At 63.8% G+C, this 11,486-nt stretch carries 7 protein-coding genes and 1 pseudogene; 6 read left to right on the top strand and 2 right to left on the bottom strand.

Features of this window, described 5'->3' with window-relative positions:
• Window positions 1-126 precede the first annotated feature (126 nt).
• Complete coding sequence (locus OKW29_RS28460) at window positions 127-2,637, bottom strand: YadA family autotransporter adhesin (RefSeq protein WP_429293438.1); 2,511 nt, start codon at window positions 2,635-2,637, stop codon at window positions 127-129.
• A 580-nt stretch (window positions 2,638-3,217) separates the two neighbouring features.
• Between OKW29_RS28460 and OKW29_RS28455 the strand changes: the two genes are divergently transcribed.
• The 5 genes and pseudogenes from OKW29_RS28455 to OKW29_RS28435 form a co-directional block, all read left to right on the top strand.
• Window positions 3,218-4,237 carry a beta-propeller fold lactonase family protein gene (locus OKW29_RS28455; protein ID WP_429293437.1) on the top strand — a complete coding sequence of 340 codons (1,020 nt, stop codon included), beginning with the start codon at window positions 3,218-3,220 and terminating at the stop codon, window positions 4,235-4,237.
• Window positions 4,238-4,327: 90 nt separating this feature from the next.
• Window positions 4,328-5,326 (top strand): sterol desaturase family protein, encoded by a 999-nt coding sequence (locus tag OKW29_RS28450; RefSeq protein ID WP_429293436.1) that lies wholly within the window; start codon window positions 4,328-4,330, stop codon window positions 5,324-5,326.
• Between the two features lie 197 nt (window positions 5,327-5,523).
• On the top strand, window positions 5,524-6,357 hold the full coding sequence (locus tag OKW29_RS28445; RefSeq protein ID WP_429293435.1) for an EI24 domain-containing protein: 834 nt from the start codon (window positions 5,524-5,526) through the stop codon (window positions 6,355-6,357).
• A gap of 19 nt (window positions 6,358-6,376) precedes the next feature.
• Entirely contained in the window at window positions 6,377-7,225 is an 849-nt protein-coding gene (locus tag OKW29_RS28440) for a competence/damage-inducible protein A (protein WP_429293434.1), read from the top strand.
• A 13-nt stretch (window positions 7,226-7,238) separates the two neighbouring features.
• Window positions 7,239-8,914, top strand: a pseudogene (locus OKW29_RS28435) (GH92 family glycosyl hydrolase); the annotation flags it as partial.
• A gap of 204 nt (window positions 8,915-9,118) precedes the next feature.
• Here OKW29_RS28435 and OKW29_RS28430 read toward each other — a convergent pair.
• Window positions 9,119-9,583, bottom strand: coding sequence for a rhodanese-like domain-containing protein (locus OKW29_RS28430; protein ID WP_184022229.1), 465 nt, complete (start codon window positions 9,581-9,583; stop codon window positions 9,119-9,121).
• A gap of 454 nt (window positions 9,584-10,037) precedes the next feature.
• On the opposite strand from OKW29_RS28430, the gene glnA reads away from it, so the two are divergent.
• Window positions 10,038-11,453, top strand: a complete 1,416-nt coding sequence (gene glnA / locus OKW29_RS28425) for a type I glutamate--ammonia ligase (protein WP_429293433.1) — start codon at window positions 10,038-10,040, stop codon at window positions 11,451-11,453.
• Window positions 11,454-11,486: the final 33 nt, after the last annotated feature.

Genomic DNA, 11,486 nt, shown 5'->3' with positions numbered 1-11,486 from the left:
GCTGGACACTGGGTGTGCACCGCGGCCGATGAGCGGGCCCGCGCACCGGTGCGCGCGGGGTACACCGAGCGTCCTCTGAGCACCGTCGCGGCCGGACTCGGTCCGATACGTTCGCACGAGCTGATTTCACCAATGCATCCCCGCGCCGATCGATGCGCCGAACTGTCGGCGAGAGTCGGTGCTGCCTTGGACCTTGTAGATCCATTTGCCGGTGTCCGACAACTGCGACACGCTGATTGCGAGCGCAGATTGACCACCGTACGTGCCACCCGCCATGGCGACCATGCCGTGTCCCGGCAGGACCGCTTGCGGCAAAGCTGCCATCGCGAGCGCCGATGCCGTGCCCCCGTAGCTGTCCCGACGGGCTGAGCGGATCTGGTCGTCGGTATAGCGATTCGACGCGCTGATCGCGCCGCTCACGCTTTGCTGCAACTGATTGACGTTGACCCCGTCGGTGCCTCGCACGCCGGCCGCGACGTTGGCGATCTGGCGTTCCTGGCCCGCCGCGCCAACCGATACCGTGTTCGCTCGGTCGGCGATGGAGCCCTGGCCTAACGCCACCGCGTTGTCGGCGCTCGCGCTGGCCGCGGCACCGACCGCCGTCGCGTTGTTGCCGCTGGCGATGGCGTTCGCTCCGATGCTTGCCGCGTTGGTGCCGCTTGCTTGTGCATTCGCTCCGACGGCAATCGCGTTCGTGCCGGCCGCCTCTGCGTTCGCACCCTCGGCGACCGTATTGACGCCGCTCGCCCGCGCGTTCGCCCCGGCCGCAATCGCGTGCGCGCCGGACGCCTGCGCGCTCTCAGTCGCGCTATCGCCTGCCGCGCTGAACAACGCGTCGGCCGAGCCGATGGTCGCGTTATTGATCGCGCCTTCGAGCGCCGCGTTCAGCTGACCGAGGTTGACCGCGTCGGACGCCTGTACGCCGTCTGCGACGTTGTGGATGACGGTGCCCTCTGTGGTATCGCCGCCGAGCGTAACGCTGTTCCGGTTGATGCTGCCGTCGGCGTTCGTGTCGTACATGACCGCGCCGTCGAGCTTCGCTGCGGTCGCGCTGCTCTGGTCGCTCACCGCTTTCAGCTGGGCGACGTTGACCGCATCGGTGTCGGCGGTGCCAGCCGCGACGTTGGTGATCTGGCGCTCGTTGCCCGTTGAACCGACCGACACGGTACCCGCGCGATCGGCGATCGAGCCCTGGCCGAGCGCGACGGAGTTTGCAACTAGCGCGCTCGAGTTAGATCCGAGCGAAAGTGCGTTGTCGGCGGCTGCACTGGCACCGGAGCCGAGCGCGAGGGCGCCGGCGCCGCTCGCCGTGGCGTTCGAGCCGAGCGCCGTCGCACCGGAGCCGTAGGCCGACGCTGACGCGCCCAGCGAGGTCGCGTCGGCCGTGCCGGCGACGGCGCCCGCGCCGATCGCGGTCGAGTCGGTTGCGCTGGCGCTGGCGCTGGTGCCGAATGCGGTTGCGTTGCTGCCCATAGCGCTGGCGTTGCTGCCCACGGCAAGCGCGTGCGTGCCGTCTGCGAGCGCCTCGTTGGAGCCGTCAGCCGGGTCAGCAGCGCTGAAGTAATGCAGCGCGCTGCTTTGAGCGAGTGCATCGACCTTGTTGTCGACCGCGCTCAACTGGCTCACGTTGACCGCGTCGGTGGGCGCGGCGCCCGCGGCGACGTTGGTCAGGCGACGCTCATTGTTCGCCGAGCCGAGCGAGACTTCGCCCGTCGCGCTGGAGGCCGCGATCGGGGTGGCGCCCGTTCCCACGGGCACAAACGCGCTTTGCGACAGGTCCGTCGTGGTGCTGGCGTTGGCGCCTAGCGCGACGCTATTGTCGGCGCTCGCGTTTGCGTTGCTGCCGAGCGCGGTCGCGCCGGCTCCCGCGGCCGTTGCGCCGAAGCCGATTGCGCTGGCGTAGGCGCCGCGTGCCTGCGCGGCAACGCCGAGGGCGATGGCGCCGACGCCGCTGACGACGGCATTACTGCCAAGCGCGACGCTCGAGTCCGCGAGCGCCGAGGCCCATGCTCCGGCGGCGAGCGAGCTGGCGCCTCCGGCCTGAGCGACATAGCCGAGCGCGGTCGATCCGACGCTGGTTGCCGTGGACAGGGAGCCAAACGCGGAGGCGGCCGAGTGCGCCGCTATTGAACCGGAGCCCGCTGCGACCGAGTCGACGCCAAGCGCCGACGCGTTCAGACCGACCGCGGTCGCGCGTTCCGCTTGCGCATTCGCATAAGGCCCGAAGGCGCTCGCGCCTTCGCCTTGTGCGGAAGAGGAGAGGCCCATGGCGACGGCGCTATCGCCGTGCGCCGTGGCGTTCGCCCCTACCGCGATCGTGCCGTCGTTTTGCGCGTTCGCCTGCGAGCCGACCGCCAGCGATGAGTTGCCGCTTGCGGTGGCCTGTGCACCTATCGCGACCGCGATGTCGCCGGGCGCGCTGGCCGTGCCTACCTCGACGGAATCGACGCCGGCGCCTGTCGCTTCCGTGACGTAAAGGGCCGCCGCCGCTATTGCAACACCCGCGGTACTTCGAACCGCCCGGGCGATGCTTTTCTGGCGCGCGGAAGCACGGTGTGTTTGCAGGCAGGCAGTTCGCGGCGCTGCGACTTTTATTTGAGACGTGGTATGGCGAATTATCGAAATATTCTTGTTCATCAATTAAAAATCCTCCGCATTATTGTGCTTAGTGGCACGCAGCGCTTATTCCGACTTTGACGTGAAGTTATTGCCTGGTGGGTTTGAAAATATTGAAAATACAAAAACGCCGGTCATTGGTAAGGCTTGCGTTATCTGGCCGAGCGCGCGTCAGGCCGGCGATGTGCGCTCGGGATTCATGGGGGAGGCGCTACCGGGGCGGCGCGTATGGAGAATTCTCCGATGTCCGCGTGCAATTCAGATATCAGCCAACTCCGAAATTCAATCGGGCTAAAAAATATATTAATACGGCTAGGTTTTTATTGATAAGGAAAGAGGAGTATTCTTATTGTTCCCGCTAATCATTTGCGCGATTTTAACGTGTGGCTGATGCATGATTGACCCTGACAGGGAGAGCACATTGATTCCTCACTCGAAAACCCACGGCGCGAGCATCAAACCGGACGTGGCGGACGAAACCTCCCGCACGCGGCCGCGCTTCATCGCACCCGTCATTTTTCGGTCGTCGCCAGTGACTTACGTCAACCGTCCGGACCGGCAAACGTTCTACAATGACCGTTGTTCTCCGAAGCGAGTTTTCATGCGTAAATTTTTTCTTCCCGGCTTGAGTGCCACGTTCGCCGCGACCGCGGTGCTGGTCGCCGCCGCAGGCTTTTTTTCTCCGGCGGCGCACGCCAATAACGTGATCGTGCTCAATTCCGGCGAGGCCACGCTGAGCCTGATCGACGAGAACAGCCGCCAGGTCATCGGCACCGTGCCCACGGGCAAGGAACCGCATCACCTGATGGCCACGCCGGACAATTCCTCGCTGATCGTCGCCAATTCGGTGTCGAACAGCCTGATGTTCGTCGATCCGAAAACGGGGCAGTTACAGCGCTGGGTCGAGAACATCGAAGATCCCTATCAGATCGGTTTTTCGCCTGATCGCAAGTGGCTCGTCACTACGGGACTGCGGCTCGATCGACGCGACATCTATCACTACGACAACCAGAAAAACCAGATGACGCTGGCTTCACGGCTGCCGCTCGCGGTGATGCCGAGCCACATGGCGTTCTCGAATGACAGCAAGACGGTGTTCGTCTCGCTGCAGATCTCGGGCGAGCTCGCCGCCATCGACCTGCCCACGCAAACCGTCAAATGGAAGATGAAGGTCGGCAAGGTGCCCGCGGGTCTGTGGATGACGCCGGGGGAAAAGTACCTGCTCGTCGGCATGACCGGCGAGGACTGCGTCGCCGTGGTGGACTGGCGCAACCAGAAGGTCGTCAAGACGATTCACACGGGCAAGGGCGCTCACAATTTCCGCTCGCTCGCCGACGGCAAGCATGTCGCGGTGTCGAACCGCGTCGCTAGCACGATCAGCATCATCGACGAAGACACGCTCACCAACGTCGGCGACATCACCGGCCTGATGCCGGGACCGGACGATATGGAACTTTCCGCCGACAAACGCTATCTGTGGGTGACCTTCCGCTTCGCGAAGCACGTTGGCATCATCGATCTCAACACGCGCAAGCTGATCCAGACCATTGCGGTGGGCCGCTCGCCGCACGGCATCTATTTCTTCGACCGCGCGCCGGTGACGGCGCCGAACGGCGCTTGAGGGGCCTGAGGGCGCCCGACAGTGCCTGAGGGCAACAGGGCAGAGCCAGGACGCCACGAGCCACCAAGGATGAAGTAACAGGCCAGCATTATGTTCCATCTGATTTTCTCCTCACTCGACAGCTTCGTTTCAGCCGCGCAGACGTGGCTGTACGTCGACGTGGTGCAGCCGCTGCTGTTCCGGTTCGATCTGATGGACTACGACGAGGACACCTACGACAGCCTGTACTGGCTCATCGTCGGTGTGCTCGAGGTGCTCGCGATGTACGCGATCCTGCGTCCGCTCGAGGCGCTGCGCCCGGTCGAGCAATGGGAGAACCGCAAGGCCGTGCGCGTCGACGTGCTGTACACGTGGATCGCCAAGCTCGGCATTCTGAACCTGTTCTTTTTCTTCGCGCTGCAACCGTTCTTCGACAACGTGCAAGGCTGGCTGCGGCTGCACGGCATCGCGAACCTGAACTTCGACAACCTGTGGCCCGGCGTGACCACGCAGCCGCTCGTCACGTTCGTCATGTATCTGCTCGTACTCGATTTCGCCGGCTACTGGTATCACCGCTGGCAGCACCGCTTCGGCGTGTGGTGGGAACTGCATGCGGTACACCATAGTCAGCGGCAGATGTCGCTGTGGTCCGACGATCGCAACCATCTGCTCGACGATCTGCTGCAGGCGTCGTTCTTCGCGATGATCGCGCTCGCAATCGGTGTGCCGCCGTCGCAGTTCGTCGTGCTGGTTGCGATCACGAATCTCGCGCAAAGCGTGCAGCACGCGAACATCCGCCTGTATTACGGCTGGCTCGGCGAGCGGCTGCTCGTCAGCCCGGCGTTCCACCGCCGTCACCACGCGATCGGGTACGGTCATGAAGGGCTCAATTACGGTTGCAATTTCGGCGTGCTGTTCCCGTGGTGGGACATGTTGTTCCGCAGCGTGTCGTGGAGCCGCGACACGGAGCCGACCGGTATCAGCGATCAGCTCGAAGGCCGCCGCTATGGCGATGGATTCTGGGCGCAGCACTGGTTCGCCTTCGTGCGCATCGCGCATCGCCTCGTATCGAAGCGCCGCGCACCCGGCAACGACACCGCTGCCGTTTGAGTCGGTTCAAAGTCCGTTCTGAGTCCACTGCGGATCCATTCGAGCGCGCACTCCGCCGTGCTGCTCACTTCCGCCGGCGGCGCCTCCCTTGGTTTATGCTGTGCACGTTCGAGCGCACCCTCCAGTGCCCCAGCATGCCTGGCCCGGGCGCGGCGCGATTCTCCCGTCCATCGTTTCGTTCGCAGGCACTGGCTCGCATGAATGATCTGTTGCGCTCGTTTGGGCGCGCACTCGCAAGCGCGTTGCATCCGCGCATGCTCTGGCTGACCTTCAAACCGTTTATCGTCGCGACGGTCGGCTGGGGCGTACTCCTGTGGTTCTTCTGGCAGACGCTGACCGGCGCGACGCGCACCTGGCTCGACGATTGGTCCTTCACCGCCACGCTTTATCATCTGTTCGACGTGCTCGGTTTTTCGACGCTGCACGCGGTCATCGCGCCGTTCATCGTGATTGCGATGGCGATCCCGCTGATCGTCGTCACGGTGCTGCTGCTGATCGCCATGCTGTCGATGCCGGCCGTGATCCGCTTTCTCGCGGCCCGCCAGTTCACCGGGCTGGAGATGCGCCACGGCGGAACGTGGTACGGTAGCCTCGGTCAGGCGCTTTGGACCACGCTGCTGTGTCTGGCGCTGCTGATCGTCACGTTGCCGCTGTGGCTCGTGCCGCCGTTCTTCGCGTTGATTCCGCCGCTGCTGTGGGGATGGCTCACGTATCGCGTGATGACCTACGACGCGCTCTCGTTGCATGCGACGCGCGACGAGCGGCGCGAACTGGTGCGGCGCCACCGGCTGCCGTTGCTGCTGATCGGTATCGTGAGCGGCCTGCTAGGTTCGCTGCCGACGCTGTTGTGGGCGTCGTCGGTATGGCTGATTGTGCTGTTCCCGGTGATCACGACGGTGACGATCTGGATTTACGCGTTCATCCTCGTGTTCTCGGCGCTATGGTTCGGCAACTACTGCCTGCGCGCGCTGCAGCGCATGCGGGCGGAAGCGCCTGGTGGCGCGCGCGAGGTCGCGCCGGTTCCCTATTGATCAAACGAAAGAGGCGGCAATGGCATTTGGCGTCATCATCATCGGCGATGAAATCCTGTCGGGCAGACGCGTCGACAAGCATCTGCCGAAGGTCATCGAGTTGCTCCGCGGGCGCGGGCTGTCGCTCGGCTGGGCGGAGTACATCGGCGACGATCCGGAGCGCATCACGGCGACGCTGCGGCGCACGTTCGCGTCGGGCGACATCGTGTTCTCGACGGGCGGTATCGGTGCGACACCGGACGACCACACGCGCCAGTGCGCGGCGGCCGCGCTCGGCGTGCCGCTCGAGCTGCATCCGGAAGCCGCGAAGCTGATCCAGGAGCGTATCCGCGACATGTATCCGGCGAACTCGCCGGCGCCGCTCGATCTGAACTCGCCCGAGAACCGGCATCGCCTGAATATGGGCACGTACCCGCAGGGCGCCGACATCATTCCGAACGGCTACAACAAGATTCCGGGCTTTTCGATCCGCCAACACCATTTCGTGCCGGGTTTCCCGGTGATGGCCTGGCCGATGATCGAGTGGGTGCTCGACACGCAGTACGCGCATCTGCATCACACGACGCCGCACGCTGAAAAATCGCTGCTGGTGTTCGAGTTGCCGGAGTCGCGCGTGACGCCGCTGATGGAGAAAATCGAGCGCGATTTTCCGGGCGTGCGGGTGTTCAGCCTGCCGAGCGTCGGGGATGCGGAGCGCGGCGGCGTGTATGCGCGGCATCACATCGATCTGGGTGTGAAGGGTGAACCGGAAGCCGTCGCCGCGGCGTTCGTGAAACTGCGAGAGGGAGTGCATCTGCTCGGTGGCGATATCGTCGAGCCTGAAGCGGCGGCAGCAGCAGCGGCGGCAGCGGCCACGGGTAAGCCGTGAAGCTGAGCGGGCCCTCAATACGATTCAGGTGAGCAGTCAGGACACGTCCGCGCTTGACGAAGTTTTATACGGCGTTCTATCACGCGCTGTGGGCGCCGAGCGTATTCAGCGATTCCAACGGCCAATATATCGGCTTCGACCAGCAGGTCCATACGGTTAGCGCGGGCCACGCGGCGCAGTACACCAGCTTTTCGGGCTGGGACATCTATCGCTCGCTGATTGCGCTCAAAGCCACGCTGTTTCCTCAGAAAACCAGCGATATGGCGCAGTCGCTAGTCAACGATGCGGATCAGTGCGGCGCGATTCCGCATTGGGTCAACGACAACGTCGAGGATGGCGTGATGCCCGGCGACGCCGGCTCGCTGATCGTGGCGGGCGCCTATGCATTCGGCGCGCGAGCGTTCGATACCTCGGGCGCGCTGAAGCACATGATCAAGATGGCCAACGTTCCCGGAACGGCGTGCAATGGCGTGACCACGAACGGCGGCCGCGCCAGTTATCTGCAGTTCGGCTACATCACGAATGGCGAATGGGGGCAGGCATCGTCGACGCTCGAATACGCGAGCAGCGATTTCGCCATTTCGCAGTTTGCCGGCCAACTGGGCAATTCAACGATCCAGAAGATGCTGCTGAGCCGCTCGGCCTATTGGCAGAACCTGCTCAACACGTCGCTGCCGCCGCCTCTGATCGCCGCGCGCAACTCGGACGGAAGCTGGATTGCCCAGACGCAGAGCAGCACCAACAACTATGTCGAAGGCAATGCCGGGCAGTACACGTGGATGGTGCCGTTCAACCCGGTCGGACCGTTTGCGCAAGTGGGCGGCAACACGGCGGCGGTGTCGCGCCTGAACGCGTTCTTTACGGTGTTGAACGAGGGGATGAGTCTGCCCAATTTCTATATGGGCGACGAACCGACCTTCGAGGTGCCGTGGCTATATAACTGGGCGGGTTCGCCGTCGGGCACGCAGAACGTGGTCCAGCAGATCATGGCGAGCGCCTTCGGCACAGGGCCGAACGGTTTGCCCGGCAATGACGACCTCGGCGCGGTGTCGGGATGGTACGTGTGGGGGGCGTTGGGTCTTTATCCGGAGATACCGGGTGTCGGCGGTCTCGCGATCGGCAGTCCGCAGTTTGCGTCGATCACCGTTCATCTGGGCAACGGCAAGACGCTGCGTATCCATGCGCCCGGTGCGCCCAGCGCGAAGTATGTGCAGAGCCTGAGCGTCAACGGTGCGGCCCACCATGGTTCGTGGCTCGACATCGAGGCGCTCGCCAACGGCGCCACGCTGAACTTCGTGATGGGTTCGTCTCCCTCCCGGTGGGGGACGAGCGCGGCGGACGCACCCCCTTCGTATGGCGTGCCGCTCGCGCGGAATGTGGCCGACGCATTCAACAACCCCGGCATCGGCAGCGACGGCAGCACCGAATACCGATGGTCTGGGTGCGGACTTCGACGGCTCGCTGTTCAGCTACTCGTCGCAGGTCTTGACGGCGGCGGGCGCGGTGCCGGGCAAACCGTTCTCCTTCGGTGGCGCGAGCTTCGTCTTGTCTGGCGGCCCGCTCGATAACGCGGTGGCGGTGGGGCAGACTATCGCGATGCCGCCGGGCAAGCTCGTGGCGAGCGTCACGCTGCCGAAACAGGTCAGCGCGGGCAAGTTGCACGTGTTCGGGATTTCGGCCGCGCCCTGAACACAATGGAGCGCCGCGCGCGCGGCGCTCGACGAAACAAGCGGTCCGCGCCTGAGGGTTAGGTTGGCGCGAACCGCGACATCGCAGTGTCACAACCCGCGCCGACGATGCAATCAATGCGTGGTCGGCGCGAACCGTTTCAATCGGCGTGCTTCAGCGCCGCGCCACGGGCTTCCGCCGATGCGGGCAGTGCGCCACGCGTCATCAGGCTCCGATCCACGGCAAGCCGCGAAAACACCATCCCGACACCGTCTTCCGATGCCCCTGGCCGTCCTTGTCGCCTTCGAAGCCTTCCAGCAGGTCATACGCCTTCGTGAAGCCGGCCTGGGTCGCGGCGATCGCGGCGAGCTTCGAGCGCGCGGCGCTGCGGCACAGGAACAGCACCGGCGTGTCGGGCGAGGCGACCTGCGCGAGTTGCTGCACGAACTCCTGATTGGGCACCGCGCCCGGATAGCGCGTCCATTCGACATGCGCGTATTGGCCATCACCGATCACCGGCCGGCCCACCCAGTCGAGCTCGGCGCGGGTACGCACGTCGACGAGACGCGTGCGCGGATCGAGTTCCAGCAGTTCGAACGCCTCGGCCGGCGATACCGCGCCCGCGTAGGGCAGTTGGTTCTCGGTGCGGCGGGCGTCCGCCTTCGCGTAAAGCTGTTCGAGCGTGCTCATGAGCGTCAATCTCCTTCGGACCAAATGATCATTCTAGCGCGCTGCAGGCAGCGCACAGACCTGTGTAGACTGGACGGCGCCAGGCAGTCGCGGGCGCCGTCCCAACCTCGATGCGCAAATATGGTGCATTTCCTGCTGCATGCACCAAAATGGTAGTGATCGTCGTTTCCAAAGCGGTGAATGTGCGAGATTGGTGCGTTGCGATGCCTGCACGTTTGTTTGCGAGGCTGCTCTCGCCTCGTGCGTGGCCGGCAAACGTCAGCGGCGCAATGGTGTGCGCCGGATTGGCCCATCCGAGGTCCAGAGGTGGCACACTATCTGCTTTATTGGTGCCGATCGATTTATCCCGGCAGAATTTTCCGCCCGCGACGCCATATAAGTGGACGTGCCGGGATGGGTCAGCTAGATTGGGCGGCGGCTGAATCCGCCGAAATTGTTAATCAGGAGATAGGTTATGAGTAAATCCGTGGCCGACGTCATTCAACTCGTCAAGGACGAAGACGTCAAGTTTGTCGACTTCCGTTTCACCGACACGCGCGGCAAAGAACAACACGTTTCGGTGCCGGTGTCGGCATTCGATGAAGACAAGTTCGAAAGCGGCCATGCGTTTGACGGTTCGTCGATTGCCGGCTGGAAGGGCATCGAAGCATCGGATATGTTGCTGGTCCCGGACGCGAACACGGCCTTCATCGACCCGTTCTACGAAGAATCGACCCTCGTGCTGACCTGTGACGTCGTCGAACCGGCTGACGGCAAGGGCTACGAGCGCGACCCGCGCTCGCTCGCGAAGCGCGCCGAAGCGTACCTGAAGAGCTCGGGCCTTGGCGACACCGCGTACTTCGGTCCGGAACCGGAATTCTTCATTTTCGACTCGGTCCAGTGGAACACGGATCAGTCGGGCTGCTTCGTGAAGATCGGTTCGGAAGAAGCACCGTGGTCGTCGGCGAAGGAATTCGAAGGCGGCAACACCGGCCACCGTCCGGGCACCAAGGGCGGCTACTTCCCGGTCGCGCCGGTCGATTCGTTCCAGGACATCCGTTCGGAAATATGTCTGCTGCTCGAACAGATCGGCATTCCGGTCGAAGTGCATCACCACGAAGTGGGGGGCATGGGCCAGAATGAAATCGGCACGAAGTTCTCGACGCTGGTGCAGCGCGCCGACTGGACGCAGCAACTGAAGTACATCATCCAAAACGTCGCGCACACGTACGGCAAGACGGCAACGTTCATGCCGAAGCCGGTCGTCGGCGATAACGGTTCGGGCATGCACGTTCACCAGTCGATCTGGAAGGACGGCCAGAACCTGTTCGCGGGCAATGGTTACGCAGGTCTGTCGGAATTCGCGCTGTTCTACATCGGCGGCATCATCAAGCACGCTCGCGCGCTGAACGCGATCACGAACCCGGGTACGAATTCGTACAAGCGTCTCGTGCCGCACTTCGAAGCGCCGGTCAAGCTCGCTTACTCGGCTCGCAACCGTTCGGCATCGATCCGAATTCCGCACGTGTCGAACCCGAAGGGCCGCCGTATCGAAACGCGCTTCCCGGATCCGCTGGCGAATCCGTACCTGTGCTTCTCCGCGCTGATGATGGCGGGTCTGGACGGCGTACAGAACAAGATTCACCCGGGCGAAGCCGCCGACAAGAACCTGTACGACCTGCCGCCGGAAGAGGATGCAAAGATCCCGACCGTGTGCGCGGGCCTCGACCAGGCTCTCGACTCGCTCGACGCGGACCGCGAGTTCCTGACGCGCGGCGGCGTGTTCACGGATGCGATGCTCGACGCGTACATCGAACTGAAGACGACGGAACTGCAGCGTTATCGTCAGTCGGTGCACCCGATCGAATTCGAAATGTATTACTCGCTGTAAGCGGCCATGGCGCTTCGCCCTTCACCCGGCGAA

This window comes from Paraburkholderia sp. CI3 (assembly GCF_050436505.1).
Classification (GTDB): Bacteria; Pseudomonadota; Gammaproteobacteria; order Burkholderiales; family Burkholderiaceae; genus Paraburkholderia; species Paraburkholderia tuberum.
Note: the sequence above shows the minus strand (reverse complement) of the source record. Positions and strands in the feature narration are given on the sequence as shown.

What these genes read in the sequence shown, in the direction of transcription:
- OKW29_RS28460 (WP_429293438.1), bottom strand. Translation starts at nt 2,637, where the DNA reads ATGAACAAGAATATTTCGATAATTCGCCATACCACGTCTCAAATAAAA.
- OKW29_RS28455 (WP_429293437.1), top strand. Translation starts at nt 3,218, where the DNA reads ATGCGTAAATTTTTTCTTCCCGGCTTGAGTGCCACGTTCGCCGCGACC.
- OKW29_RS28450 (WP_429293436.1), top strand. Translation starts at nt 4,328, where the DNA reads ATGTTCCATCTGATTTTCTCCTCACTCGACAGCTTCGTTTCAGCCGCG.
- OKW29_RS28445 (WP_429293435.1), top strand. Translation starts at nt 5,524, where the DNA reads ATGAATGATCTGTTGCGCTCGTTTGGGCGCGCACTCGCAAGCGCGTTG.
- OKW29_RS28440 (WP_429293434.1), top strand. Translation starts at nt 6,377, where the DNA reads ATGGCATTTGGCGTCATCATCATCGGCGATGAAATCCTGTCGGGCAGA.
- OKW29_RS28430 (WP_184022229.1), bottom strand. Translation starts at nt 9,583, where the DNA reads ATGAGCACGCTCGAACAGCTTTACGCGAAGGCGGACGCCCGCCGCACC.
- glnA (WP_429293433.1), top strand. Translation starts at nt 10,038, where the DNA reads ATGAGTAAATCCGTGGCCGACGTCATTCAACTCGTCAAGGACGAAGAC.